The organism is Pseudomonas sp. G34 (assembly GCF_031119625.1).
In the GTDB taxonomy this organism is placed as follows: domain Bacteria; phylum Pseudomonadota; class Gammaproteobacteria; order Pseudomonadales; family Pseudomonadaceae; genus Aquipseudomonas.
This window is the reverse complement of sequence record NZ_JAVHZV010000009.1, coordinates 296,570-322,369: the sequence shown is the minus strand read 5'-3', so window position 1 is coordinate 322,369 and position 25,800 is coordinate 296,570. Positions and strand designations below refer to the sequence as shown.

22 protein-coding genes are annotated in these 25,800 nt (G+C 66.5%); 18 read left to right on the top strand and 4 right to left on the bottom strand.

Annotation, left to right across the window (positions count from 1 at the left end; translation table 11 throughout):
- Positions 1-172: 172 nt before the first annotated feature.
- Together QYS36_RS06970 and QYS36_RS06965 are read right to left on the bottom strand one after the other, a co-directional pair.
- Positions 173-970, bottom strand: coding sequence for an SDR family oxidoreductase (locus QYS36_RS06970; protein WP_308838788.1), 798 nt, complete (start codon positions 968-970; stop codon positions 173-175).
- The gene (locus QYS36_RS06965; RefSeq protein ID WP_308838787.1) at positions 970-1,746 is read right to left on the bottom strand and encodes an alpha/beta hydrolase; all 777 of its coding nucleotides are present in this window, start codon (positions 1,744-1,746) and stop codon (positions 970-972) included. Before QYS36_RS06965 ends, QYS36_RS06970 begins: the two co-directional genes overlap by 1 nt.
- Before the next feature lie 330 nt (positions 1,747-2,076).
- On the opposite strand from QYS36_RS06965, the gene QYS36_RS06960 reads away from it, so the two are divergent.
- Entirely contained in the window at positions 2,077-3,093 is a 1,017-nt protein-coding gene (locus QYS36_RS06960) for an NAD(P)-dependent alcohol dehydrogenase (RefSeq protein ID WP_308838786.1), read from the top strand.
- A gap of 18 nt (positions 3,094-3,111) precedes the next feature.
- On the opposite strand, the gene pcaQ is transcribed toward QYS36_RS06960, so the two are convergent.
- On the bottom strand, positions 3,112-4,056 hold the full coding sequence (gene pcaQ / locus QYS36_RS06955) for a pca operon transcription factor PcaQ (RefSeq protein WP_308838785.1): 945 nt from the start codon (positions 4,054-4,056) through the stop codon (positions 3,112-3,114).
- 735 nt (positions 4,057-4,791) lie between these two features.
- Here pcaQ and glgA point away from each other — a divergent pair.
- From glgA to QYS36_RS06880, 15 genes are all read left to right on the top strand, one after another.
- Entirely contained in the window at positions 4,792-6,330 is a 1,539-nt protein-coding gene (glgA, locus tag QYS36_RS06950) for a glycogen synthase GlgA (RefSeq protein WP_308838784.1), read from the top strand.
- Positions 6,330-8,066: a malto-oligosyltrehalose trehalohydrolase gene (treZ, locus tag QYS36_RS06945; RefSeq protein ID WP_308838783.1), complete on the top strand. Its 1,737-nt coding sequence runs from the start codon at positions 6,330-6,332 to the stop codon at positions 8,064-8,066. The genes glgA and treZ overlap by 1 nt, the downstream gene beginning before the upstream one ends.
- Positions 8,063-10,141, top strand: coding sequence for a 4-alpha-glucanotransferase (gene malQ, locus QYS36_RS06940; RefSeq protein WP_308838782.1), 2,079 nt, complete (start codon positions 8,063-8,065; stop codon positions 10,139-10,141). Before treZ ends, malQ begins: the two co-directional genes overlap by 4 nt.
- Positions 10,134-12,938 carry a malto-oligosyltrehalose synthase gene (locus QYS36_RS06935; RefSeq protein ID WP_308838781.1) on the top strand — a complete coding sequence of 935 codons (2,805 nt, stop codon included), beginning with the start codon at positions 10,134-10,136 and terminating at the stop codon, positions 12,936-12,938. Before malQ ends, QYS36_RS06935 begins: the two co-directional genes overlap by 8 nt.
- On the top strand, positions 12,935-13,267 hold the full coding sequence (locus tag QYS36_RS06930) for a DUF2934 domain-containing protein (RefSeq protein ID WP_308838780.1): 333 nt from the start codon (positions 12,935-12,937) through the stop codon (positions 13,265-13,267). The genes QYS36_RS06935 and QYS36_RS06930 overlap by 4 nt, the downstream gene beginning before the upstream one ends.
- 18 nt (positions 13,268-13,285) lie before the next feature.
- The gene (gene glgX / locus QYS36_RS06925) at positions 13,286-15,418 is read left to right on the top strand and encodes a glycogen debranching protein GlgX (protein ID WP_308838779.1); all 2,133 of its coding nucleotides are present in this window, start codon (positions 13,286-13,288) and stop codon (positions 15,416-15,418) included.
- Positions 15,419-15,435: 17 nt separating this feature from the next.
- Positions 15,436-16,449 (top strand): acyl-CoA dehydrogenase, encoded by a 1,014-nt coding sequence (locus QYS36_RS06920; RefSeq protein WP_374990425.1) that lies wholly within the window; start codon positions 15,436-15,438, stop codon positions 16,447-16,449.
- Entirely contained in the window at positions 16,446-17,204 is a 759-nt protein-coding gene (locus QYS36_RS06915) for a PIG-L family deacetylase (RefSeq protein ID WP_308838777.1), read from the top strand. Before QYS36_RS06920 ends, QYS36_RS06915 begins: the two co-directional genes overlap by 4 nt.
- Complete coding sequence (locus tag QYS36_RS06910) at positions 17,201-17,824, top strand: class I SAM-dependent methyltransferase (RefSeq protein WP_308838776.1); 624 nt, start codon at positions 17,201-17,203, stop codon at positions 17,822-17,824. The genes QYS36_RS06915 and QYS36_RS06910 overlap by 4 nt, the downstream gene beginning before the upstream one ends.
- Positions 17,824-18,468 (top strand): glycosyltransferase, encoded by a 645-nt coding sequence (locus QYS36_RS06905; RefSeq protein WP_308838775.1) that lies wholly within the window; start codon positions 17,824-17,826, stop codon positions 18,466-18,468. Before QYS36_RS06910 ends, QYS36_RS06905 begins: the two co-directional genes overlap by 1 nt.
- A gap of 128 nt (positions 18,469-18,596) precedes the next feature.
- Positions 18,597-19,010: a CBS domain-containing protein gene (locus QYS36_RS06900; protein WP_308838774.1), complete on the top strand. Its 414-nt coding sequence runs from the start codon at positions 18,597-18,599 to the stop codon at positions 19,008-19,010.
- Positions 19,011-19,087: 77 nt separating this feature from the next.
- Positions 19,088-19,999, top strand: a complete 912-nt coding sequence (locus QYS36_RS06895; protein WP_308838773.1) for a DUF72 domain-containing protein — start codon at positions 19,088-19,090, stop codon at positions 19,997-19,999.
- Positions 19,996-20,775 carry an endonuclease/exonuclease/phosphatase family protein gene (locus QYS36_RS06890; RefSeq protein ID WP_308838772.1) on the top strand — a complete coding sequence of 260 codons (780 nt, stop codon included), beginning with the start codon at positions 19,996-19,998 and terminating at the stop codon, positions 20,773-20,775. The genes QYS36_RS06895 and QYS36_RS06890 overlap by 4 nt, the downstream gene beginning before the upstream one ends.
- Positions 20,772-22,004: a cardiolipin synthase ClsB gene (gene clsB, locus QYS36_RS06885; RefSeq protein WP_308838771.1), complete on the top strand. Its 1,233-nt coding sequence runs from the start codon at positions 20,772-20,774 to the stop codon at positions 22,002-22,004. The genes QYS36_RS06890 and clsB overlap by 4 nt, the downstream gene beginning before the upstream one ends.
- Positions 22,001-22,990, top strand: coding sequence for a lysylphosphatidylglycerol synthase domain-containing protein (locus tag QYS36_RS06880; RefSeq protein WP_308838770.1), 990 nt, complete (start codon positions 22,001-22,003; stop codon positions 22,988-22,990). Before clsB ends, QYS36_RS06880 begins: the two co-directional genes overlap by 4 nt.
- Before the next feature lie 158 nt (positions 22,991-23,148).
- On the opposite strand, the gene QYS36_RS06875 is transcribed toward QYS36_RS06880, so the two are convergent.
- Entirely contained in the window at positions 23,149-24,621 is a 1,473-nt protein-coding gene (locus QYS36_RS06875) for a PLP-dependent aminotransferase family protein (RefSeq protein ID WP_308838769.1), read from the bottom strand.
- Between the two features lie 90 nt (positions 24,622-24,711).
- Here QYS36_RS06875 and QYS36_RS06870 point away from each other — a divergent pair, with 90 nt between their 5' ends.
- Both QYS36_RS06870 and QYS36_RS06865 read left to right on the top strand, forming a co-directional pair.
- Positions 24,712-25,371 carry an FMN-binding negative transcriptional regulator gene (locus tag QYS36_RS06870; protein WP_308838768.1) on the top strand — a complete coding sequence of 220 codons (660 nt, stop codon included), beginning with the start codon at positions 24,712-24,714 and terminating at the stop codon, positions 25,369-25,371.
- Positions 25,353-25,790, top strand: a complete 438-nt coding sequence (locus QYS36_RS06865) for a GNAT family N-acetyltransferase (RefSeq protein ID WP_308838767.1) — start codon at positions 25,353-25,355, stop codon at positions 25,788-25,790. The genes QYS36_RS06870 and QYS36_RS06865 overlap by 19 nt, the downstream gene beginning before the upstream one ends.
- Positions 25,791-25,800 lie beyond the last annotated feature (10 nt).

Here is a 25,800-nt window from a genome sequence, read left to right as displayed (position 1 = left end):
TTGTAACGGGGCCGTCACGGCTGGTGACTGCCCCGTTGTCGTTTTCGGCAAAAGCATGGCCACAGCGGCACACGCCGGACAATCGCCGGATCGGTGCGTCAACCAAGGGCAATGCCGAACTCGAAACCGCCGTGCTGCCCTTCAGGCCACGCGCGGTGATTCACCCGTCACCTCAGTTCTGCACGCTCTGCACCGACCCACCATCGACGCGCAGGTTGCTGCCGTTGATAAACGAGGCGCGCGCCGAGACCAGCAACGCAATCGCCGCTGCCACTTCGTGCGGCTGGCCGCGGCGCTGCTGGACGATACCCGGGCGCTCCTCCTTCAGGAAGCTCTGTACCGCTTCCTCGAAGCTCACGCCCCTCTCTTCGGCACGTTTTTCCATCATGCCGTCGGTCATGCCGGTTTCGATGAACGCGGGCGAGACCGTGTTGCACAGCACGCCGTGGGCGGCTTCCTTGTAGGACAGGTTCTTGATGAAGGCCGCCAGCGCGGCCTTGGCCACGTTGTACACGGCCTCTTCCCAGTACGGCTGCACGGCGTTTTCCGAGGTGATGCAGACCAGCCGGCCCCAGCCGCGCTTGCGCATGGCCGGCACGGTTGCCCGGGCAATGCGCACGGCGCTGAAGAAGTCGGTGTCCCAGGCTTCCTGATAGTCGGCGTCCGACAGCTCCAGCGGGTCGCCCTTGGCGCCGGTCACGCCGGCGGTGTGCACCACGATATCGACCTGGCCGAAGCGCGCCTGGGCCTGGCGAATCAGGTCATCGACCTCGGCTTGCCGGGTCATGTCCGCGGCGATCAACAGCGGCTCACCGCCCAGGTCCGCCGCGGCCTGCAGCAAGGCGTCCTGCTCGCGGTCGGTCAGCACCAACTTCACGCCCTCCTCTGCCAACAGGCGCGCGGTCGCCAGACCGATTCCGCCTGCCGCGCCAGTGATCAGTGCCACACGGTCTTTCAAGCCCAAGTCCATCAACCTTCTCCTTCAGCGATACGAGTCGCGATCAAGTGAGCGAACGCGAGCATCTGCTCGGCCAGTGCGCGGGGCGTCTGCAGCGGCATCAAGTGCCCGGCGCCGGGCAAGGTCAGCACGGCGCTGCGGGGAAAATGCGCCAGGGTGGTACGGCCCTGCTCCTCGGCATCCGGCACCTGGCGGTCGTCGGCGCCGCAGATCAGCAGCGCCGGGTAAGGCAGGCTGCCGATGCGTTCTTGCCAGTCTTCGCGGCTGCCGTGATCGACCCAGGCACGCCAGGCCGCGAGGTTCACGCTCTGGGCGTCGGCGATGGCGACTTCGCGCAGGTCGTCGGGCAGGCGGTGGAAGCTGGATTCATCGACGAAGGCTTCGGCCTGCTGTCGGGAAGCGTCGTAGGCGCGCTGGCGATCGCGGTCGGCGTCGCTGATCGGCTGCGGGCCGGGGGGCGACGGCGCCACCAGCACCAGGCCATGGAGATAGTCGGGGCGCCGCGAGGCCAGCACCGCCGCGACCTTGCCGGTCATCGAATGGCCGACGAGGATGCAGCGCTCGAGACCGAGCTCGCGGATGCTCTGGTCGACCTGATCGGCCATCGCGCTGACCGTATGACCGGGCACCGCGCTGGCATCACCGAAGCCCGGCGTATCGAGGGCGACGCAGTGATACTGGCGATCCAGATAGGCAATGGTCGGGCCCCAGGTACGGTGCGAGCCGCCGAGAAAGTGCATCAGCACGAAGGTGATCGGGCCTTGGCCCTGCTGGCTGTGTGGGAGCATCGAAGGCCTGCCTGATGGGTGTAGAAAGTGGAAAGCGAGGCGGCCTGGGGAGTTCAGATAATCGCTGAAGGTGTTCGAGCGGATAAGGTCGGGACGGCGTGCGCTGCGCCGCCAGAAACAGCCACAGCGCGGCGTTGCTGCAGATGCCTGCGGAGCTAACGGGCTTGCGCTATCGGGCGCCAGTTCGGCCAGGTAGCCGCGGCATGGAGCGGGGTCGAAAGGCGTCGGCACCGCCAAGCCTTGACCACGCCAAAGCACTATCTGGCACCATGTCGCTCGACGCCCGGGCCATGAAAAGCCCCACATTTTCCAGCGACAAGGATCATCTGCATGAAAGCCTTTCAAATCGGTAACCAGCAAGGCCTGGACAGCCTGACCGCCACCACCCGCCCCGACCCCGTCGCCGGCCCTGGCGAGGTACTGGTCGCGCCGCGCCTGGTCGGCCTGATCAGCCGTGATGTGCAACTGCTGCGCGGCGTTTACGGTGCCCGCCAGGCGCCAGAGCGGATCCCGGTCTCCGAAGGGGCCGGTGAGGTCATCGCGGTGGGTGCAGGTGTGGGTAACGTCAAGCCGGGCGATCGCGTGGTCTGCGGGCACTTCCCCAGCTGGCTGGACGGTGAATTCCGCCCCGACGTATTCGCCCATGACATTGGCATCTCCCATGACGGCTGGCTGGCCGAACGGGTCGTGCTGCCCGCCGCGGCGGTTATCCAGGTACCGGCTTCGCTCGCCGACCAGGACGTCGCCGCCCTGGCCTCGGCCGGCCTTACCGCCTGGAACGCGCTGGTGGAGGTATGCAAGGTCAAGCCGGGCGAGCTGGTGCTGTGCCTGGGCACCGGCGGCGTTTCACTGGCCGCACTGAAACTCGCCAAGCTGCGCGGCGCGCGCGTCGCCATCACCTCCTCCAGCGACGAGAAACTGCAGATCGTCCGCGAGCTGGGCGCCGACATCACCATCAACTATCGCCAGCATCCGGACTGGGCCGCCCAACTCATGGCCCTGACGGATAACGGCGGCGCCGACGTGATCATCGAAACCGGCGGCCAGGACACCCTGGGCCAGTCCATCGCCGCAGCCGCCGCCAACGCACGCATCGCCGTGATTGGCGTAACCCCCGGGCAGCAATCGCCGATTCCGAACTACCTCTCGCTGATCCTCAAGAACGTGACCATCCGCGGCATCGCCAACGGCAGCCGCAAGATGTTCCTTGAGCTGCTACGTGCCACCGCAGCCAACCGCATCGAAACGGTGATCAGCAAGACCTTCAAATTCGCAGACGCGCCGGCCGCCTATGCCTACTTCGCGGCGCAGCAGCAGGTGGGCAAGGTGTTGATCGAGTTTGGTTGATCAGCATTGCCCGGCAGGCTACACCACCGAGCCCGACCCGGGCCGCTCTCGGTACTCGCCGGCCAGTTCCCGCAAGGTCTCGCAGCACCACTGCGCGGCCAGTGACAACGGCAGTGCGGTGTTGCTGCAGATGCCCACCGAGCCGCCGGGTTCGCGGATGCCCAGGGCCAGCTCGGCCAGGTCGCCGTTGTGCAGGTCGACACGTACTGCATCGAGTGGCGCGACCCACACCGCGTCGCTCTGCTGCACGTACCGGCGACTGAGCGCCGGGGACAGGGTTTCCAGGCGCTGGCGCGGTTGGGGCACGCCGCATTGCACGAACAGGCTGTCGGCATAGCGGCGGATGGTGGTGCCGGCCAATGGCAGCACCGCGGGATAGTCGCCCAGCCGGCTGAGGCCGCCATCGCCCAGGGCCAGCAGCGGGTGGCCGGGGCGCACCACCAGGCTCATCGACTCGCTGTACAGGTGTTCGAAGGTCAGCCCCTGGATTTCCGGGCTGTCGGTCATGCGCCCCACCACCAGGTCCAGTTCGCCGACACGCAGCTGCGCCAGCAGGTAGGCGCTGGGCCCGGTGGCGATGCTGACCACCAGCGCCGCATGGCGCTCGTGCAGGCGCCGCACCACGTCGGGAATCAGCAGGCTCTCCACGGTCGACAGCACGCCGACACGCACCTGGCCGGCGTCATGCTCGCCACTGCGCAGGCTGTTCACGCCGTCACGCAGCGCCTGTACGCAAGGGCCGGCGTAACGCATGAAGGCCAGCCCTGCCGAAGTCAGGCTGACTCCCGCCTTGCCACGCTCGAACAGCGAGGCTTCGAGGATGTCTTCCAGCTCCTTGAGCGTCTTGGAGATTGCCGGCTGGCTGACGGCCAGGGCGTCGGCGGCCTTGGCGAAGCTGCGCTGCCGGGCGATTTCCAGAAAGCAGGTGAGGTGGCGAAATTTGATGCGGGTGTCGAGGTTCATGGCCGGCGCACGCTGGTTGAGGCCTGGCAACAGTATCAGAAGCCAACCAGGCACGCGGCCCCTGGCGAGCGTTCGCAATCTGCAACACGCATCACCTCACTGCCGCAGCGCGACATGGCTGCCTTCAGCCAGCGGCATCCCATGAAACGGGTATTTGAAAGGCTTGCGTGCGGGGGCGGGGTAATCGTCTGGCGACCCAACTACTGATGGCACTTTTGTTTCCGCCATGAAATATCGAACAGCGGTTGTTACAGCCAAGTAACACACTTAGATAATTGTTCGAACGTTCAAAATAAATGCAACTTTCGCTCTGTTTTACTTGTGCACCTTAGTTGTCCAGCTTCTGTACAAGGCGGTCGAGTGGCCAGAACACGACCGCCTGTCGCCCCGCCGCGATGAAAAAGCTGAAAAGCCCCTCATAGAGCCACCCCAGAGCAGCCAAAAGCTCCAGAGGTGTCCGCCAAAAGCAGGCGAAAAGCCGCTACTTACCGGCTATTGGCAGCGAAAACCCACCGCCATCAAATAGTTCCCCGGTAACCCGGCAGACTCCCAAAAATAGTCGAAACTTCTTATTCGTGAGCTAGGTCATGAACTAGGTGGGAATTAATCACCAGCAAGCAGCTTTTCCTCCTGCCCCGACACGGCAATCAACTGGAAAGACAGGGCGGCATATTCCCGTCGGCGAGCAAGCTAGAGAAACATCAGGGTCAAGGACAGAATCGAGCGGAGGATGGTATGGGAAACGCTGTTGCGGCAACACGGTTTGACCAATCGGTATTGGTAGAAACACCCCTAAAGGCAAACAATACAATTACCAATTTGCACGCGGCCAAGAAGAAGATCCTCTTCGTCAGCCCCGAGCTGGCCGACCTGATCAAGGTGGGCGGTCTGGGTGACGTTTCCGCGTCGCTGCCGCGGGCGATGAACGCGGATCACGATGTACGGGTGCTAATCCCCGGCTATCGCCAGGTGCTGCAGAGCGGTCACGCGATCCGTGACGTTGGCAGCGTGCCGGGCCATGCGGCCCTGCCCCCGGCACGCATCGGTTGCATGACCCTGCCCGATGGGCTGATCGTCTACGTGCTGATCTGCCCCGAGCTGTACGACCGTGACGGTACGCCCTACGCCGATGCCCAGGGCCGCGACTGGCAGGACAACCACATCCGTTTCGCCAGCCTGGGCCTGGCCGCTGCCGAGATCGCCGCCGGCACCGCCTGCCTGAGCTGGTGCCCGGAAGTGGTTCACGCCAACGACTGGCCGGCCGCCCTGGCCCCTGCCTACATGAGCTGGCGCGGCCTGCAGACGCCCACCGTGTTCACCATCCACAACCTCGCCTACCAGGGCCTTTGCAGCCTGGAATGCAGCCCGGAACTAGGCCTGCCCTCCTCGGCCTGTGGCCACCAGGGCATGGAGTTCTATGGCCGCCTGTCGTTCCTCAAGGCCGGCCTGGTGTATTCCGACCATGTGACCACCGTGAGCGAGAACTACGCCCGCGAGATCACCACCCAGGAATTCGGTTGCGGGCTGGAAGGCATGCTGCAGTTCAAGGTGCAGCTCAACCAGCTCAGCGGCATTCCCAATGGCATCGACGACAGCTGGGACTCGCTCAAGGATCCGCACCTGGTGCAGGGCTTCGATGCCCATGACTGGGAAGGCAAGCGCGCCAACACCCGCCACGTCGAGCAGATGTTCGGCCTGGAGCAGAGCGACGGCCCACTGTTCGCCGTGGTCTCGCGCCTGGTGCAGCAGAAAGGCATCGACATGACCCTGGAGATCGCCGACACCATCGTTGCCGAGGGCGGTCGCATCGCGATCATCGGCCGCGGCGAGGAGCACCTCGAGGACGCCGTACGCGAACTGGCCCGCCGCCACCCCGGCAAGGTCGGCGCCAACGTCGGCTTCAACGAGGCGGATGCGCGTTGCATGTTCGCCGGCAGCGACTTCCTGCTGATGCCCTCGCGCTTCGAGCCTTGCGGCCTCAGCCAGATGTACGCCCAGCGCTTCGGCTCGCTGCCGATCGCCCGTGCCACTGGCGGCCTGGCTGACACCATCGAAGACGGCGTCAGCGGTTTCCTGTTCCAGGAGCCGAGCAGTGACAGCTACCTGGCCGCGGTACGACGCGCCATGGCGGTGTTCCGCAATCGGGAGCTGCTTAACGCCATGCGTGCTCACGCCATGGCCTCGCCGCTGTATTGGAAGCAGTCGGTGGAGCCCTATGCGGCGCTCTATCGCAAGTTGCTGGCTGCGCAGAAATCGGGTGGGAAACTGGTCTGATGCTTGAAGCAAAACCAAGACATGGCGCCTGGCTGAATGTCAGCGGTCACACCCACTTCGCATTGTGGGCGCCAGACGCCAAGCGCGTCGCCGTAACCCTGCAAGATGACACCCAGCATGAAATGAGCGCCAACGACGATGGCTGGTTTACCGCGAGCCTGCCGCTGGCGGCTGGTACTGACTACCAGTACCTGATCGACGGGCACCTGCGGGTACCCGATCCCGCTTCGCGCTGGCAGGCCAACGACGTGCACGGCCCCAGCCGCGTCATCGACCCACAGGCCTACCACTGGCGCAGCAATCAGTGGCAAGGCCGCCCCTGGCAGGAAACGGTGCTCTATGAGGTGCATGTAGGCACGCTGGGCGGCTACGCGGCAGTCGCAGAGAAACTGCCGGCATTGGCCGAGCTGGGTATCACCGCCATCGAACTGATGCCGCTGGGCGAGTTTCCCGGTGGCCGCAACTGGGGCTATGACGGCGTGTTGCCGTACGCACCGGACTCCTCCTACGGCACGCCAGACGAGCTGCGCAGCCTGATCGACCGTGCCCACGAGCTGGGCCTGATGGTGTTCGTCGACGTGGTGTACAACCACTTCGGCCCCGATGGCAATTACCTGGGCCAGTACGCCAGCGCGTTCTTCCGCGAAGACGTGCACACCCCCTGGGGCCCGGCCATCGATTTTCGGCGCCGCGAAGTGCGTGACTACTTCATCGATAACGCGCTGATGTGGGTGCAGGACTACCGCATCGACGGCCTGCGCTTCGATGCCGTGCACGCCATCGGCGAGCGCGACTTCCTGCTCGAAATGGCCGAGCGCCTGCACGCCTCGATCCCCGCCTCGCGCCATCTGCACCTGGTGCTGGAGAACGAGCACAACGACGCCGAACTGCTGCAACAGGGTTTTGTCGCCCAGTGGAACGACGACGGCCACAACGTGCTGCACCACCTGCTGACCGGCGAGCACGAAGGCTATTACGCCGACTTCGCCGAGGACGCCACACACAAGCTGGCGCGTTGCCTGCGCGAGGGCTTCATCTACCAGGGTGAAACCACCCGCCACGGCACCGCCCGCGGCAGCAGCAGCGGCCACCTGCCGCCAAGCGCCTTCGTGCTGTTCCTGCAGAACCACGACCAGGTCGGTAACCGCGCGGTCGGTGAACGCCTGCGCACGCTGGCCGATGACCACGCGCTGAAGAGCGCCACCGCCCTGCTGCTGCTCAGCCCGATGATTCCGCTGCTGTTCATGGGCGAGGAATGGGGCAGCGAGCAACCCTTCCAGTTCTTCACCTCGCACAACGACGAGCTCGGTGAAGCGGTACGCAAGGGCCGCCAGAACGAATTCAAGGACTTTTCCAAATTCTCCGGCCAGGCGATTCCCGCGCCGAATGACGCCAGCACCTTCGAGACCTCGATGCCCGACTACCACAACCGCGACACGGCGGATGGCAGCGCCTGGCAGGCGTTCTATCGCGAGCTGTTGAGCCTTCGCCACCAGCACATCGTGCCGCGCCTGCCCGGTAGCCAGGCCCTGGAAAGCAGGGTACTGGGCGAAGCCGCGGTCACCGCCAGCTGGCAGCTCGGCGATGGGCAGGTGCTGCATATCGCCCTGAACCTGGGACGCGAGCCGGTCGACGCCGTGGCAGCGCAAGGCGCCCGTACCCTGTACAGCTATCGCAGCGAGGGCAATCACCTGCCGGCGCACAGCGTGCGGGTTGTGCTGGAGGGCGCCCAATGAGCGACGCACGCCTGGCAGAACTGAGCAAGGCCGCTGGCCTGAGCGTCGACTGGGTCGACGCCGACGGCAACGCCCAATCGGTCAAACCCGAACATCAACGCCGCCTGCTCGAGGCCCTTGGCTACCCGGCCGCGGACGACGAGCAGATCGAAGCCAGCCTGGCGCAACTGCAACATCGCCACGACACCCTGGCCCTTGGCCCGCTGGTGACCCTCGATCAGCAGCAGGCGCTGGACCTGACCCGCTACTTCCCACCCGGCACTGCGTTCGAGATCCAGCTGGAACAGGGCGAACGTTTGGAAGGCCGCCTGGATGACAGTGGCCGGCTGCCGGTGATCGGCACCACCGGCTACCACCTGCTGCGCATCGCCGGCGGCGAAGTGACCCTCGCCGTGGCGCCGCCCGCCTGCCCGAGCGTGGCACAACTGGCTGAGCGTGCCGATGCCAAGATCTGGGGGCTGAGCGCCCAGCTTTATTCGCTGCGCCGCCCGGGCGATGGCGGCCTGGGCGATACCCAGGCACTGGAATCGCTGGTACGCAGCGCCGCCGCACGGGGCGCCGATGCCCTGGCGATCAGCCCGATGCACGCCATGTTCAGCGCCAACCTGCACACCTACAGCCCCTACTCGCCGTCCAGCCGGCTGTTCTTCAACGTGCTGCATGCCGCGCCGGCCAGCGTGCTCGGTGAAGCGGCCGTGCAGCAGGCGATCCGCACCTGCGGGCTGGGCGAGGAACTGGCGCGCCTGGAAGGTCTGGAGCTGATCGACTGGCCCGGCGTGGCCAGCGCGCGGATGCAGATCCTGCGTCAGCTGCATGCCGACTTCGCCGCCAGCCTTCATCCGTTGCAGGCCGATTTCGAGGCCTTCCGCCAAGCGGGTGGCGAGGCCCTGCGCCAGCACTGCCGCTTCGAGGCCTTGCGCGGTTTCATGGACTTCAACGGCTTGCCGGTGGATTGGCGTGCCTGGCCCGAGCAGTACCGTGACCCGGCCAGCGAGGCCGTCGAGCAATTTTGTGAAGGCCATGGGCACGAGATCGAATTCCACGCTTTCGCCCAGTGGTTGATCGCCCGCTGCCTGCACGGCGCCCAGAACGCCGCCCGTGAAGCCGGCATGTGCGTGGGGCTGATTGCCGATCTGGCAGTCGGCGCCGATGCCTCCGGCAGCCAGGCCTGGGGCCGGCAGGCCGAACTGCTGCAGGCGGTGAGCGTCGGCGCACCGCCGGACATCCTCAATCGCTCCGGGCAGAACTGGGGGGTGTCAGCCTTCTCGCCCCAGGGCCTGCAGCAGAATGGCTTCCGTGCCTATATCGAAATGCTGCGTGCCAACCTGGCCCACGCCGGCGGCATGCGCATCGACCACGTGATGACCCTGCGCCGGCTTTGGGTGATTCCTGAGGGTGAGGACTCCTCCGCCGGTGCCTACCTCAACTACCCGTCGCAAGACCTGCTGCGCCTCCTGTGCCTGGAAGCCGAGCGCCACCGCGCGCTGATCATCGGTGAAGACCTCGGCACGGTGCCTGACGGCCTGCGCGAAGAGCTGGCGGCGCGCAACATCCTCGGCATGCGGGTACTGCTTTTCGAGCAGAGCAATGGCCGCTTCCACGCCCCGGCCCACTGGCCACGCGACGCCCTGGCCACCACCACCACCCATGATTTGCCGAGCATTCGCGGCTGGCTCGCCTCCCGCGACATTCATTGGCGCCAGGCTGCGGGCCACCGCAGCGACGACTACACGAATCAGGATCATCATTTGCGCGCCCAGGAAACCCGAGCACTGCACCAAGCCCTGCATGAGCATGGCCACGCCACCGCCGAACAGATGGATGACGGCCAGCAGCTGGACGCCAGCATCGCCTTTATCGGCAGCACACCGGCGCCGCTGGTGCTGCTGCCCCTGGAAGACGCCATGGCTGCCAGCGAGCAACCCAACCTGCCGGGCCCCGGCGACGAACACCCGAACTGGCGCCGCCGCTGGGCCGAAGATGCAGCCGAGATGCTCGATGCACCGCAGGTCGCCCATCGCCTGCAGCGCCTGCAGTGGGCGCGCAGCCTGGTCGAGGGCATCGGCCATGACTGAGTTACGTGCCAGCGTACGCCTGCAGTTCCACAAGGGCTTCACCCTCGACGACGCCGTGCCCCTGGTCGACTATTTCGCCCAACTGGGCATCAGCCATATCTACGCCTCGCCGCTGCTCACCGCACGACCGGGCTCCATGCATGGCTACGATGTGGTCGACCCGACCCGGGTCAACCCGGAGCTGGGCGGCGAAGCGGCCCTGCAGCGCCTGGTCACCGCCCTGCGCGGCAAAGGCATGGGGCTGATTCTGGATATCGTCTCCAACCACATGGCGGTCGGCGGCGATGCCAATCCCTGGTGGCTGGACGTGCTCGAATGGGGCACCGGCAGCGCCCATGCGAAGTTCTTCGACATCCACTGGCAATCCCATGACCCGCTGCTGCGCGGGCAGTTGCTGGTGCCTTTTCTGCGCAGCGACTACGGCGAAGTGCTGGCCGCCGGCGAAATCGAGCTGCATTTCGATGCCAGGCGCGGCCTGTTCTACGCCAGGCATTACGACCACCGTTTCCCGATCAACCCGCCGACCTATGGCGATATCCTGCAGCACAGCGGCCACCCCGAGCTGCAGGCCCTGGGCCAGCGCTTCGCGGCGCTGGACGACAGCGCCGACGGCCAGCGCCAGGCGGGCGTGCTGTTTCGCGAACTGGTGGCCCTGGCCAGCAAGGCCGGGCACGCCATCGAACGCGCGCTGGCCAGCCTGCGCCCCACCGAGGGGCAGAACTTCGAGGCGCTGCACCAGTTGCTCGAACGCCAGCATTACCGCCTGGCCAGCTGGCGCACCGCAGCGGACGACATCAACTGGCGGCGCTTCTTCGACATCAACGAACTGGGCGGCCTGAAGGTCGAGCGCCACGAGGTATTCGAAGCCACCCACGCGAAGATTTTCGAGCTGATCGAAAATGGCCTGGTCGATGGCCTGCGTATCGACCATGTCGATGGCCTGGCCAACCCGCGTGCTTACTGCCGCAAGCTGCGCCGCCGCGTCGAACGGCTGTTGGCCAAGCGCCCGGCCGAGCTGCAGGGCAGCCGCTTCCCGATCTACGTCGAGAAGATTCTCGGCGAAGGCGAACAGCTGCCCCGTGACTGGGGCGTGGATGGCACCACCGGCTACGAGTTCATGAACCAGGTGTCGCTGCTGCAGCATGCGCCTGAGGGCGAGCCAATCCTGGCGCAGCTGTGGAGTGAAACCAGCGGCCGCGATGCCGACTTCATGGCCGAAGTACGCGACGCACGCCAACTGGTGCTGACCACCTCCCTGGCCGGTGATCTGGAAGCCCTGGCCCAGGGCCTGCTGCTGGTCGCCCGTGACGATATCGCCACCCGCGACCTGACCCTGGGGGCCATTCGCCGCGCGTTGCTGGAGCTGATCGTGCACTTCTCGGTGTACCGCACCTATGTGTCGGCCGCCGGGCGCAGCAGCACCGACCAGGCGGTGTTCGACCAGGCCCTGGAAGGCGCCCGCAGCACGCTCGCCGAAGGCGACTGGCCGCTGCTCGAGCACCTCGATTGCTGGCTTGGTGGCCAGGCACTTTCCGAGTTGCCGCCGAGCCCGCAGCGCAAGCGCCGGGCAAAGATGATCGAGCGTTTCCAGCAACTCACCTCCCCGGCGGCGGCCAAGGCGGTGGAAGACACCGCCTGCTACCGCAGCGCCGTGCTGCTGTCGCGCAATGACGTGGGCTTCGACCCGCAGCAGTTCAGCGCACCTGTCGAGGCCTTCCATGACGGTTGCGTGGAACGCGCCCGGCACTTCCCGGCCAACCTGCTGACTACCGCCACCCACGACCACAAACGCGGTGAAGACACCCGCGCCCGCCTGGCGGTACTCAGCGAGCGCGCCGAATGGTTCGCCGAGCGTTGCCAGCATTGGCGCGAACTGGCGGCGCCGCTGCGCGAAGAACTCGACGACGGCCTCGCACCCTCGCCAGGTGATGAGTTGATGCTGCTGCAGATCCTGCTGGCCTGCTGGCCGCTGGATTTGCAAAGCGATGACGCCGAAGGCCTGCAGAGCCTCACCGAGCGCCTGACTGCCTGGCAGGAAAAGGCGGTGCGCGAAGCCAAGCTGCGCAGTACCTGGAGCAACCCCAACCAAGGCTACGAAGCGGCTTGCAGAAACTACCTGCAGGCGTTGCTGGGCAGTGACAAGGGCGCCGAATTGCGCACCCAGATCCGTGATGCCGCTGCCGAGATCGCGCCCGCTGGTGCCCTCAACAGCCTGGCCCAAAGCCTGCTGCGCATGAGCGTGCCGGGCGTGCCGGATCTGTATCAGGGTTGCGAGCTCTGGGACTTTTCCCTGGTCGACCCGGACAACCGCCGCCCGGTGGATTACGCCGCTCGCCAGCAGGCCTTGAAAGCGGCCCAGCCCCTCGGCCAGGCCCTGGAGCATTGGCACGACGGCCAGGTGAAGCAGACCTTGATCGCCGCCACCCTGCAGGCTCGCAAGGCCCACCAGCAGCTGTTCGCTGCCGGCGACTACCAGCCGCTCGAGGTTCAGGGTGAGCACGCTGATCGGGTCGTCGCCTTCATGCGCAGCCTGGGCGAGCAGCATGCCCTCGTGGTGGTACCGCGCCTGAGCGCCAAGCTGCTCGGCGACAGCCACATGCCGCTGATTGCCGCCGAACAATGGGGCGACACCCGTATCGCCCTGCCTGCCGTGCTGGCCGACCAGGCCCTGCACAGCGCCTTCGATAGCACTGCCCCGCTCGCCCATAGCGGCTACCTCGCGCTACGCGACGTGCTGCACGCCACCCCGGTCAATTTGCTGATCGCCCATAGTCCATCTCAGGAGTCACACCCATGAGCGCAAAAGAAGATCGTATCCGCGAGTTCGCTTACCAGATCTGGGAATCCGAAGGGAAACCCCACGGCCAGGCCAAACGCCACTGGGAAATGGCCACCAAGCTGGTCGAAGCCGAGCAGACGCCTGGCAAGGCTGCGCCCAAGCGTGCCAGCAAGCCCAAGGCCGACGCTGGCGAAGCAGCCCCTGCCGCACCGATCAAACCCCGCGCCAGCAAGGCAGCCCCCAAGGCCGAAGCCGAGAAACCCGCCCTGCTCAAACCTGCCAAGGCACCCGCCAAGGCCAAGCCCAGCACTACCCCCAAGCCTGCCGCCAAGAAGCCCAAGGCCTGATACCAGGAGCCACCCAGAATGAGTCAACCACGCTCGCGTATAACCGAAGGTCAACCCTTTCCGTTGGGGTCGACCTGGGATGGTTTGGGCGTCAACTTCGCGCTCTTCTCGGCTCATGCCACCAAGGTCGAACTGTGCATCTTCGATCCCGATGGCCTGGAAGAGATCGAGCGCATCGAATTGCCGGAGTACACCGACGAGATCTGGCACGGCTACCTGCCCGACGCCCACCCGGGGCTGATCTATGGCTACCGCGTGTACGGCCCCTACGAGCCGGAAGCCGGCCACCGCTTCAACCCCAACAAACTGCTGATCGACCCCTACGCCAAGCAACTGGTTGGCGAACTGAAATGGTCCGAAGCGCTGTTCGGCTACGAGATCGGCCACCCCGATGGCGACCTCAGTTTCGACGAGCGTGACAGCGCGCCCTTCGTGCCCAAGTGCAAGGTCATCGACCCGGCGTACACCTGGGGCAAGCACCGCAGCCACCGCGTCGATTGGGACAAGACGGTGTTCTACGAAGCCCACCTGCGCGGCCTGACCATGCGTCACCCGTCGGTGGCCGAAGACAAGCGCGGCACCTTCGCCGGGCTGATGAACGCCGATGTGATCAAGCACATCCGCAAGCTCGGCGTCTCGTCGGTCGAGTTGCTGCCCATCCATGCCTTCGTCAACGACCAGCACCTGCTGGAAAAGGGCATGAACAACTACTGGGGCTACAACAGCATCGGCTTTTTCGCCCCGCACCCGCGCTACCTGGCCAGCGGCCATATCAACGAGTTCAAGGAGATGGCTGCGCACCTGCACGATGCCGGCCTCGAGCTGATTCTCGACGTGGTCTACAACCACACCGCCGAAGGCAACGAGCTGGGCCCGACCCTGTCGATGCGCGGTATCGACAACGCCAGCTACTACCGGCTGATGCCCGATGACAAGCGCTACTACATCAACGATTCCGGCACCGGCAACACCCTCGACCTGAGCCACCCCTGCGTGCTGCAGATGGTCACCGACTCGCTGCGCTACTGGGCCACCGAAATGGGGGTGGACGGTTTCCGTTTCGACCTGGCGACCATTCTCGCCCGCCACCATGACGGCTACGACGAGCGCCACAGCTTCCTGGTCGCCTGCCGCCAGGATCCGGTGCTGAGCAAGGTCAAGCTGATCGCCGAGCCCTGGGACTGCGGCCCCGGCGGCTACCAGGTGGGCGGCTTCCCGCCGGGCTGGGCGGAGTGGAACGACAAGTTCCGCGACAACGTGCGCAGCTTCTGGAAAGGCGACGAGGGCCAACTGGCCGAACTGGCCAGCCGCCTGACCGCCTCGGGCGACCTGTACAACCAGCGTGGCCGTCGGCCGTTCTCGTCGGTGAACTTCATCACCGCCCACGACGGCTTCACCCTCAATGACCTGGTCTCCTACAACGACAAGCACAACGAGGACAACGACGAGAACAACCAGGACGGCAGCAACAACAACATGTCCTGGAACCACGGCGTCGAAGGCCCGACCGAAGACGAGGCCATCAACGACCTGCGTTTCCGGCAGATGCGCAACTTCATGGCCACCCTGGTGCTCGCCCAGGGCACGCCGATGCTGGTGGCTGGCGACGAGTTCGCGCGTACCCAGCACGGCAACAACAACGCCTATTGCCAGGACAGCGAGATCGGCTGGATCAACTGGGACCTCAGCGAGCGTGGCAAGCAATTGCAGGCCTTCGTGACCCGGGTGATCAAGCTGCGCATGAGCTACCCGATCCTGCGGCGCGGGCGCTTCTTCGTTGGCGCCTACAACGAGGAGCTGGGCGTCAAGGACGTCTCCTGGCTGGCGCCCAACGGTGAGGAAATGAGCGAGGAAAACTGGCACGACCCGCATGCGCGCTGCATGGGCATGCTGCTCGATGGCCGCGCCCAGCCGACCGGCATCCGCCGTAGCGGCGCCGACGCGACGCTGCTGCTGGTGGTCAACTCGCACCATGACGTGGTCAATTTCCGCCTGCCGGAAGTGGCCCAGGGCAGCCACTGGACATGCATGCTCGACACCAACCGTGTCGACGAGCCGGAAGGCGATGAAGTGTTCCAGTTCGGTGACGAGTTCACCGTGACCCACCGTTCGCTGGTGCTGTTCGAGCTGCAGAAGGAAAAAGTGGCATGACCGGGAGCGGCACTCGTCTGCTGGAACGCCTTGGCGCCCTGCTCGACGAATGGCCGCACCCGACTCCGCATCACCCCGCGGCCCTCGTGCGCAGCCTGCAACGGCTGTGCGACGCGGGCCTCGACCAATTACCCCGACCCGGCGGTGGCCAGACCCTGCAACGTTGGCAGGCGCTGGCCACGGTCGCCGCACAGGACCTGAGCCTGTGCAAACTCTATGAAGGCCACACCGACGCCCTGGCGATTTTCCAGGACTACCCTGCCCAGGTGCCGGCGCAGGCGACCTGGGGCATGTGGGCCGCCGAGCCACCCCAGGCCCGGGTGACGCTGGACACCGAGCAGCGCGACGGCAGCGTGCGCCTGCACGGCCGCAAGGCCTGGTGCTCGGGCGCCACGGTGCTCAGCCACGGCCTGCTCACCGCCTGGAACGCCCACGGCGAACAGCAGTTGGTGGCCGTGGCCCTGCAGCAGCCCGGCGTGCAGGTTACCGAGGATGGCTGGCAGGCCGTGGGCATGGCCGCCACCCAGAGCGTGGAGATCCTGTTCGATGGTGCCATTGGCCAGCCCGTCGGCCCACCCAATGGCTACCTTGCCAGACCCGGCTTCTGGCAAGGCGGCGCGGGCATCGCCGCCTGCTGGTACGGTGCGGCGAGTCGCCTGGCCGAGACGCTGCGCAAGCACTGCGCCGAGCGCGACGAGCCCCATGCCCTGGCTCACCTTGGCCAGGTGGACTGCACCCTCACGGCAGCGGCCAGTGCCTTGCGCGACTGCGCCGCCTGGATCGACGCCAACCCCGAAGCCGATGCCGAGCTGCCGGTGCGCCGCGTACGCGCCATCGTCGAGCACAGCGCCAGCGCGGTGATCGAGCATGTCGGCCGCGCCCTGGGCGCGGCACCTTATTGCCGCGATGCCGCCGCGGCGAGGCTGTTGGCCGATCTGCCGGTGTTCCTGCGCCAGAGCCACGCCGAGCGCGACCTGGCAGCCCTCGGCGGGCTCGCCGCACGCCAACCACAAGAGAGCTGGACGCTATGAGCGCCAATCCGATTCAGGGCCAGGGCACCTCGCCGCAAGCCTGGAAAGCCTCGCGAAGCCTGGCCCAGGTGGCCGATATCGAGTGCTCCCAGCTGGTGCCCGAAGGCAGCCGTGCGGTGATCATCGCCCCGCACCCGGATGACGAGGTTCTTGGCAGCGGCGGCCTGCTGCAGCTGCTGGCCCAGGCCCAGCGGCAGATTCTGCTGATCTCGGTGACCGACGGGGCCGCCAGCCACCCGGGCTCTACCTACTGGACGCCGCAACGCCTGAGCATCGTGCGCCCCCAGGAAAGCGCCGATGCCCTGAAGCGCCTCGGCCTGCCGCCCAACCAGGTGCAGTGGGTACACGGTGGCTTTGCCGATACCGGCGTCGCCGCTGCCGAGACGCAGCTGCGGGACTTTCTGAAGACCTACCTGCAGCCCAGCGACGTGGTGTTCGCCACCTGGCGCGAAGATGGCCATGCCGATCATGAAGCGGTTGGCCGCGCGGCCCTGACCGCCGCCCAGGAATGCGGCGCCCGGGCCCACGAGCTTCCGATCTGGGCCTGGCACTGGGCGAGCCCCGAGGATCCGCGCATCCCCTGGCAGCGCGCCCGCAAGCTGCAGCTCGACAAATGGGCGCAGGCGCGCAAGCGTCACGCCATCCAGGCCTTTGCCAGCCAGCTGTATGACGATCCCGACAGCGGTCACGCGCCGGTGCTTTCCAGCACTGCGGTGGAACGCCTGCAGCAGCCGTTCGAGGTGGTGTTTCTATGAGCGTCGCCGACAATTACTTCGAAAAACTCTACAAGGGCAGTGAAGACCCCTGGTCGTTCCGCGAGCGCTGGTACGAGCAGCGCAAGCGCAACCTGACGCTCGCCGCCCTGCCCCGCAGCCATTACGGCAATATCTTCGAGCCGGGCTGCGCCAATGGCGAACTCAGCGCGCGCCTGGCCGAACGCTGCACCCAGTTGCTGTGCAGCGACACCTCGGCCATCGCCCTGGAGCTGGCGCGCAATCGCCTGGCCCACCGCAGCAACGTGCGCCTGCTGCAGACCCGCCTGCCGCAGCAATGGCCGGCCGGGCGCTTCGACCTGATCGTGCTCAGCGAGCTGTGCTACTACCTCGACGCGCAGGACCTCGACCACCTGATCGACTGTGCCCGGGCCGCCCTCAATCCCGGTGGCAACCTGCTCGCCTGCCATTGGCGCTGGCCCATCGACGAATGCCCGTTGAACGGCGATCAGGTGCACCTGCGCCTGCAACAGCGCCTTGGCCTGCCGCGCCTGCTGCGCCACGAGGATGCCGACCTGCTGCTCGAGGTATGGGGCACCGAGGCCACCTCCGTCGCCCAGCGCGAGGGCCTCGCCCCGGACAACGCAGCGGAGCCCCGGTAATGATCGGCGTGGTGATCCCTGCCCACAATGAAGAGCAGAGCCTGCATGCCTGCCTCGACGCCCTGCTGGTGGCCGCCAGCCACCCGGCGCTGGGTGTACCGGTGCGCATCCTGGTGGTGCTCGACAGCTGTGCGGACGGCTCGGCCAGCGTGGCGGCCAACTACCCGGTCGACACCCTGGTCGTGCAGGCGCGCAGTGTCGGCCGCGCGCGCGCGGCAGGCGTGGCCTGGCAACTGGCCCAGGGCGCCAGCTGGATCGCCTGTTCGGACGCCGACAGCCAGGTAGCGCCTGACTGGCTCCTGCGCCAGCAACAACTCGAAGCCGACATGGTCTGCGGCACCGTGGAGGTTGCCGACTGGGGCGAGCTCGATGACGGCGTGCAGAACCGCTACCTGAGCGCCTACCAGGATCACGACGGCCATCGTCATGTGCATGGTGCCAACCTGTCGTTCAGCGCCGAGGCCTACCGCCGTGCTGGCGGTTTTCAGGACATCGTCGTCGACGAGGACGTGCAGCTGGTCGCCGCATTCGAGCGCCTTGGTGCACGCATCGCCTGGAGTGCCCTGCCCCGGGTGTACACCAGCGCGCGCCTGGATTGCCGCGCCCGCGGCGGCTTCGGCGACTACCTGCGCTCGCTGCTCTAAACCCGCCGCACGGCGGCAAAAACCTTGAACCGCCTCCTCGCCGATCCAGTCGGAATTTAACGACGCCCGCGCGCTTGTCGCGCCCGGGCCCCTCGCTGAACTACCGCGACCATCGCCAGGAGGACAGCATGAAAGTCAGCGATATCATGACCCGCGGCGTACAGACCGTCACGCCGACCCAGACCATCCACGAAGCCGCCGCCATGATGGCGCGCATCGATTGCGGCGCCCTGCTGGTCAACCAGGACGACCGCCTGGTCGGCATGATCACCGACCGCGACATCACCATTCGCGCCGTGGCCACCGGCATGCCAGGCGAAACGCCGATAGCCGAAGTGATGAGCGGCGAGATCCGCTATTGCTTCGAAGACGAGGATGTCCGCGAGGTGGCCCGCAACATGGGTGACAACCAGCTGCGCCGCCTGCCGGTACTCGACCGCGACAAGCGCCTGGTGGGCGTGGTCTCCCTGGGCAACCTGGCGCTGAGCGACGACCCACAGGCCAGTGCCGAGCTGCTGCGCCGCGTTACCGGCGCGCACTGACCGATGCCCCAAGCAACGCAACGGCGCCCCGCGTGCAGCTACCTGCGCGTTGGGGCCGTGCCGCCTGGTGAATGCTGGTGAAGCGCATCCATATCGGCATTTCCGGCTGGCGCTATGCGCCCTGGCGCGGCGACTTCTACCCCGAGGGGCTGAAGCAGCGCGAGGAACTGGCGTTCGCCTCGCGGGCGGTCAGCAGCATCGAGATCAACGGCTCGTTCTATGCCCTGCAAACCCCCGAGCGCTACGCCGGCTGGGCCAGCGAAACGCCCGACGGCTTCTGCTTCGCGGTCAAGGCACCGCGCTATATCACCCATATCCGCCGCCTCGATGACGTGGCCACGCCGATCGCCAATTTCTTCGCCTCGGGACCGCTGCAGCTGGGGAAGAAGTTGGGGCCGATCCTCTGGCAATTTCCGCCGAGCATGGCCTTCGACGAGCAGCGCTTCGGCGAGTTTCTCGCCCTGCTGCCGAAGGACACCGAGCAGGCCCTGCGCCAGGCCCGCCAGGCGGATCGTCAGCAGGATGGTGGCCTGGAGGCGCCCCATCACCAGAAGCTGCGCCACGCGGTGGAGATTCGCCACGCGAGCTTCCTCGACCCGGCCTTCATCAAGCTGCTGCGCCAGCACAAGGTCGCCCTGGTATTCGCCGACAGTGCCGGCAAGTGGCCGTACGCCGAAGACCTGACCAGCGATTTCGTGTACCTGCGCCTGCATGGCAACAACAAGCTCTACGAAAGCGGCTACGACGAGGAGGCGCTCGAGCACTGGCACCAGCGCATCGCCACCTGGAGCCGTGGCCAGCACCCCGGCGATGCCCGGCTGGTCGACGCGCACAAGCCGCGAGCATGCGCCTCGCGCGACGTTTACTGCTACTTCGACAACGACCTCAAGGTCCGCGCGCCCTACGACGCCTATTCGCTTTTAGAGAAGTTCAACCTGGCCAAGGCGCTCCCCAACGCGCCGGGCCGGTCGCCAGGAGCAGTATCATGACGACTCATCAACCGCCACCCACGCAGCTGGCCGGCGCGGTTCACTCGCTGAAGATTCTCACCGTCAACACCCACAAGGGCTTCACCGCCCTCAACCGGCGCTTCATCCTCCCGGAGTTGCGCGATGCCGTGCGTACGCTGTCGGCCGACATGGTGTTCCTGCAGGAGGTGCACGGCACCCACGAGCACCACGCCAAGCGCTACGAGGACTGGCCGCCAACGCCGCAATACGAATTTCTCGCCGACAGCATGTGGCCGCAGTTCGCCTACGGGCGCAACGCCGTGTACCCCCACGGCGATCACGGCAACGCCCTGCTCTCCAAGTTTCCGATCCTGCGCCACGAAAACCTCGACGTGTCGATCGGCACCCAGGAGCAACGCGGCCTGCTGCATTCGGTGCTCGACGTGCCGGGCCACGCGGAGGTGCATGCCATTTGCGTGCATCTGGGCCTGCGCGAGGTCCATCGCAAGCAACAGCTGGGTCTGCTCTGCAAGGTGATCGACCGCCTGCCAGCCGATGCGCCGGTGATCGTCGCCGGCGACTTCAACGACTGGCGCCAGCGCGCCGATGACCTGCTGGCTGCCAGCGGCCTCAAGGAGGCGTTCGTCAGCGAATACGGCAAGCCGGCCAGGAGCTTCCCGGCACGCTGGCCGCTGCTCTGCCTTGATCGCATCTACGTGCGCAACGCGACCACTCACACCCCGCAGGTGCTCTCGACCCGCCCCTGGTCGCACCTGTCGGATCATGCACCGTTGGCTGTGGAGATACGGCTATGAAGTACGACTGGCGTGATGGCAACCAGGTCGATTTGCTGATCAACGGCGAGGAGTTCTACCCCGCCGTGTTCGAATCCATCCGCAACGCCCGGCAGGAAGTGCTGCTGGAAACCTTCATCATCTTCGAAGACAAGGTCGGCATGGAGCTGCAGCAGGCGCTGATCGCCGCGGCTCACAACGGCGCCAACGTGGAGATCACCGTGGACGGCTACGGCACCGCGGATCTGTCCACCGAGTACGTGGCCGCGCTGGCCGCCGCCGGGGTGCGCGTGCACATGTTCGACCCCGGCAAACGCCTGCTCGGCATGCGCACCAACCTGTTCCGCCGCCTGCACCGCAAGATCGTGGTGGTCGACAACGAGATCGCCTACATCGGCGGCATCAACTTCGGTGCCGACCACCTGGGCGATTACGGGCCGATGGCCAAGCAGGACTACGCCGTGCGCGTGCGCGGCCCGATCGTCGCCGACCTGCACACCGCCGCCGAACGCCTGCTCGACGCGCGCGACGACCGCGACATGGCCAGGCGCCGGATCAACCAACCGAGCCAGCACCGGCATGCCGGCAACAGCCGCCTGCTGATGACCATCCGCGACAACGGCGATGACAGCAACACCATCGAGCAGCATTACCTGGATGCCATTCGCAACGCCCAGCATCGGCTGATCGTCGCCAACGCCTATTTCTTTCCCGGCTATCGCCTGCTGCGCGAACTGCGCAATGCCGCCCGCCGTGGCGTGAAGGTGACGCTGATCCTGCAGGGCCAGCCGGACATGCCGCTGGTGCGCCTGTGCTCGCGGCTGACCTACAACTACCTGCTGCGCGACGGCGTGACCATCTACGAGTACTGCCAGCGGCCGCTGCACGGCAAGGTCGCCCTGGCCGACCACGAGTGGTGCACCGTGGGCTCGAGCAACCTCGATCCGCTGAGCCTGTCGCTGAACCTGGAAGCCAACGTGATCATGCGTGACGCGGCGCTCAACCGCCGCCTGTACGAGCACCTCTCGGAGCTGGCTGCCTCGAGCTGCAAGTCGGTACCGCTCAAGCGGGTGATGCGCGGCTACTGGTGGCGCGCGCCGCTGATCTTCCTGTGCTTCCACTTCCTGCGCCATTTCCCGGCCATCGCCGGCTGGTTCCCGGCTCACTCGCCGCGGCTCAAGTTGCTCAAACCCGATGTAGAAGCGCCGCAGTGCGGCACCATGCAGGTCGACCAGGAGAAAGTTTCGTGAGCAAAGCCGACGATAAACAGGGCAAACCGGCCTGGCGCTGGGCCAAGCGCCTGCTGACCCTGTGCTTTTTCATCCTGGTGCCGGTGCTGCTGTTCATGCTGGTCAAGAACCTCGACTGGCAGGAGGTCAGCCAGGCGCTGCGCAGCTACAGCCCGACCATCCTGCTCGCCGCGGTCGGCGTGACGGCGCTGAGCTACGCGGTGTATTCGAGCTTCGACCTGATCGGCCGCGCCTATACCCAGCATGGCCTGCCGACGCGCCAGGTATTGCCGCTGACCTTCGTGTGCTACGCCTTCACCCTCAACCTGAGCTCCTGGGTCGGCGGCGTGGCGCTGCGTTATCGCCTGTATTCGCGCCTGGGCCTGAAGGTCTCGACCATCACCCGGGTGCTGAGCATGAGCCTGATCACCAACTGGCTGGGCTACATCCTGCTTGCTGGGGTGCTGTTCACCTTTGGCCTGCTCAAGCTCCCCGAGGGCTGGGCAATCGGCGCCACCGGCCTGCGCATCATCGGCCTGGCGCTGCTGGCCATCGGCATCGGCTATCTGCTGGCCTGCCAGTTCTCCAAACGCCGCAGCTGGACCATCCGTGGCCATGAGCTGACCTTGCCCGCGTTGCCCATGGCCCTGCTGCAAGCAGGCCTGGGCGCCCTGAACTGGTCGCTGATGGCGCTGATCATCTACCTGCTGCTGCCCGAGGAAGCCTTCTACCCGACCATTCTCGGCATCCTGATGATCAGCAGCATCGCCGGGGTGATCACCCATATCCCGGCCGGCCTCGGCGTCATCGAAGCGGTGTTCATCGCCATGCTGCAGCACGAGATGTCCAAGGGCAGCATCGTCGCCGCGCTGATCGGCTACCGGGCGATCTACTTCCTGCTGCCGCTGACGGTGGCCTGCGTGGTGTACCTGGTGCTGGAGAAACGCGCCAAGAAGCTGCGCCAGAACGCCGACCAGGAAAACAGCGAAGAGCCGCGCCCCGCCTGACCACCGGCCCTTGACCGGGATCGTCCCTGATCCCGGTCAAGGGCCACCTGCCCCCTGAGCTGTTCGACGAATACGGGTGCCTGAACGGCAGCCGGGGCATCGAGCCGCCGATCAGGCTCACCAGCCCAAACAGTGGCAACCGTGAAGCGCCGCCGCCCTCAGCCCAGTAATTTCCACGCCCTGCGCAGCGCCTGCAGCGCCTCGGAGATGGCCTGCTCCGGCACCGCCGCAAAACCCATCACCAGCCCGGCACGCTGATCCGGCGGCGTTTCCCCCTCCGGCAACCACTGCACGCTGAGCGGATTGATCTCCACGCCAACCCTGGCTGCCGCCGTGATCAGCTCCTGCTCGCGGGCCAGGCTCTTGCAGCGCACGCTCAGGTGCAGGCCGGCATGCACCTCGGGCAACGGCGCACAACCGGGCACGGCCGTGGGCCAACCCGCTAGCAAGGCATCACGACGGGCCCGGGCGGCATTGCGCATGCGGCGGATATGCCGCTGGAAATGCCCGGCGGCAATGAATTCCGCCATCACCGCCTGGGTGCCGATATCGGAGTGACGCATATCCACCCCCCGCCGCCGGGCGAACGCCTGGGCCAGGCGCGCGGGTACCACCAGATAGCCCAGGCGCAACGCCGGAAACACGACCTTGCTGAAGGTGCCGACGTACAGCACGCGCTGCCCGCGATCCAGTGCGGCAAGCGGTGCCAGTGGCGTGCCGCTGTAGCGGTACTCGCCGTCGTAGTCGTCCTCGATGATCCAGGCGTCGTTGCGCTCGGCCCAGTCGAGCAGGGCCAGGCGCCTGGGCAGCGACAGCGTCACCCCGGTGGGGTACTGGTGCGAGGGCGTGACATAGGCCAGCCGGCACCGCCCTGCCTGCTCCAGCGCCGGAACATCCAGGCCCTCGGCGTCGATGCCGATACCCGCGAGGCGGGCCCCGGCGACGTTGAATGCGTGGGCAGCGGCGCGGTAGCCGGGGTCTTCCATGGCCACGCGGTCGCCAGGCTCGAGCAGCAGCTGGGTGCACAGGCTGATCGCCTGCTGGGCACCGCAGGTGATGATGACCTGCCCGGGATCGCACTGCAGGCCGCGGCTGCTGCGCAGGTAGGCGGCGATCAGTTCGCGCAGCTGTGCATCGCCGGCCGGGTCACCGTAGCCCAACCGGGCTGGCGCCGGCCGCCGCCAGAAACGTGCGGACAGGCGCGCCCAGGTATCAAAGGGAAACAGGTCAAAGGCCGGCACGCCGACCCGAAACGCTCGCGGCGCCCCCGGCAAATGCGCCGGCAGATGAGCGCTCGCCAGCCGCTGCAAGGCGCTGCTGCTCAGCTCGCTCGCCGGCATCGCCGCTGGCAATGGGGCGGCGCTGGCCAGGTCGGCCACGTAGGTGCCATCGCCCACCCGCGCCTGCACGTAGCCTTCGGCATACAGCTGATCCAGGGCCCGGTTGACGGTGTTGCGCGACACCCCCAGCAGCTCGGCCAACTGGCGGCTGGCCGGCAGCCGCGTGCCACCTGGCAGGCGCCCGTCGAGCATGCGTTCACGCAACGCCTGGTACAGCTGGCGCGACAGGCCGGCGCCGGGCTGCAGGCACAGGCCCGAGAGGTCGACGGGCAACGGAGCTGAGGTCGCCATTGATTGGTTCCATGAAAGTCACGAGAAATGGATCTTACAACAGACCAATCACACTTCTAGGATGGCGTCGTCCCCACCAGGAATCGGTCCATGTACACACCATCCGCCTTTCGCCAGAACGACCTCGCCACCCTGCATCGGGAGATCCGCGCCTGCCGCCTGGCCACCCTGGTCAGCCACGACGAGCACGGCCTGCAGGCCAGCCACCTGCCCTTGCTGCTGCGCCCCGAAGAAGGCGAGCACGGCACGCTTTATGGGCACCTGGCACGGGCCAATCCGCACTGGAAGGCGCTAGAAGGTGGCGAGGCGCTGGTGATATTCAATGGCGCCGATGGCTACGTCAGCCCCTCCTGGTACCCGGCCAAGGCCGAGCACGGCAAGGTGGTGCCGACCTGGAACTACATTGCCGTGCACGCTTACGGCCGCGCCGAGGTGTTCGGCGACGCCGAGCGCCTGCTGGCCCTGCTCGGCGCGCTGACCGACCACCATGAGCAACCGCGCCCACAGCCCTGGAGCATCGACGACGCACCGCGCGATTACATCGACGGCATGCTGCGCGCCATCGTCGGCTTCGCCCTGCCCATCGAGCGCCTGGAGGGCAAGTGGAAGCTTGGCCAGAACCGCAGTGAGGCCGATCAGGCCGGCGTACAGCGTGGCCTCGAGGCCAGCCTCGATCCCCGCGACCGCGCCCTGGCGCAGCGCATGACCGATCGACAACAGGAGACTGAAGCATGCAAATACGCGCCGTAAGCGCCGACGATCACGCCGCCTGGTTACCACTCTGGCAGGGCTACCAGCACTTTTACGCCACCGAGATCGCCGAGACCACCAGTGCACAGACCTGGCAGCGCTTTCTCGCCACCGAGGAGCCGATGCACGCGGCCCTGGCCTGGCAGGACGACCGTGCCGTGGGAATGGTGCACTGGATCTTCCACCGCTCCTGCTGGACGGATGGCGACTACTGCTACCTGCAGGACCTGTTCGTCGACGAAAGCGTGCGTGGCAGCGGCGTGGGGCGTGGGTTGATCGAACACGTCTACGCTCAGGCCAGGCTGGCCGGCGCCTCACGCGTGCACTGGCTGACCCACGAGAGCAACACCACCGCCATGCAGTTGTACGACCGGATCGCCGAGCGCCCCGGCCTCGTGCAATACCGCAAGAAGCTGTAATCAGGAGCCA

Bases quoted from the DNA above. Each gene is read 5' to 3' on its own strand.
- QYS36_RS06970 (WP_308838788.1), bottom strand. From the start codon at position 970: ATGGACTTGGGCTTGAAAGACCGTGTGGCACTGATCACTGGCGCGGCA.
- QYS36_RS06965 (WP_308838787.1), bottom strand. From the start codon at position 1,746: ATGCTCCCACACAGCCAGCAGGGCCAAGGCCCGATCACCTTCGTGCTG.
- QYS36_RS06960 (WP_308838786.1), top strand. From the start codon at position 2,077: ATGAAAGCCTTTCAAATCGGTAACCAGCAAGGCCTGGACAGCCTGACC.
- pcaQ (WP_308838785.1), bottom strand. From the start codon at position 4,056: ATGAACCTCGACACCCGCATCAAATTTCGCCACCTCACCTGCTTTCTG.
- glgA (WP_308838784.1), top strand. From the start codon at position 4,792: ATGGGAAACGCTGTTGCGGCAACACGGTTTGACCAATCGGTATTGGTA.
- treZ (WP_308838783.1), top strand. From the start codon at position 6,330: ATGCTTGAAGCAAAACCAAGACATGGCGCCTGGCTGAATGTCAGCGGT.
- malQ (WP_308838782.1), top strand. From the start codon at position 8,063: ATGAGCGACGCACGCCTGGCAGAACTGAGCAAGGCCGCTGGCCTGAGC.
- QYS36_RS06935 (WP_308838781.1), top strand. From the start codon at position 10,134: ATGACTGAGTTACGTGCCAGCGTACGCCTGCAGTTCCACAAGGGCTTC.
- QYS36_RS06930 (WP_308838780.1), top strand. From the start codon at position 12,935: ATGAGCGCAAAAGAAGATCGTATCCGCGAGTTCGCTTACCAGATCTGG.
- glgX (WP_308838779.1), top strand. From the start codon at position 13,286: ATGAGTCAACCACGCTCGCGTATAACCGAAGGTCAACCCTTTCCGTTG.
- QYS36_RS06915 (WP_308838777.1), top strand. From the start codon at position 16,446: ATGAGCGCCAATCCGATTCAGGGCCAGGGCACCTCGCCGCAAGCCTGG.
- QYS36_RS06910 (WP_308838776.1), top strand. From the start codon at position 17,201: ATGAGCGTCGCCGACAATTACTTCGAAAAACTCTACAAGGGCAGTGAA.
- QYS36_RS06905 (WP_308838775.1), top strand. From the start codon at position 17,824: ATGATCGGCGTGGTGATCCCTGCCCACAATGAAGAGCAGAGCCTGCAT.
- QYS36_RS06900 (WP_308838774.1), top strand. From the start codon at position 18,597: ATGAAAGTCAGCGATATCATGACCCGCGGCGTACAGACCGTCACGCCG.
- QYS36_RS06890 (WP_308838772.1), top strand. From the start codon at position 19,996: ATGACGACTCATCAACCGCCACCCACGCAGCTGGCCGGCGCGGTTCAC.
- clsB (WP_308838771.1), top strand. From the start codon at position 20,772: ATGAAGTACGACTGGCGTGATGGCAACCAGGTCGATTTGCTGATCAAC.
- QYS36_RS06875 (WP_308838769.1), bottom strand. From the start codon at position 24,621: ATGGCGACCTCAGCTCCGTTGCCCGTCGACCTCTCGGGCCTGTGCCTG.
- QYS36_RS06870 (WP_308838768.1), top strand. From the start codon at position 24,712: ATGTACACACCATCCGCCTTTCGCCAGAACGACCTCGCCACCCTGCAT.
- QYS36_RS06865 (WP_308838767.1), top strand. From the start codon at position 25,353: ATGCAAATACGCGCCGTAAGCGCCGACGATCACGCCGCCTGGTTACCA.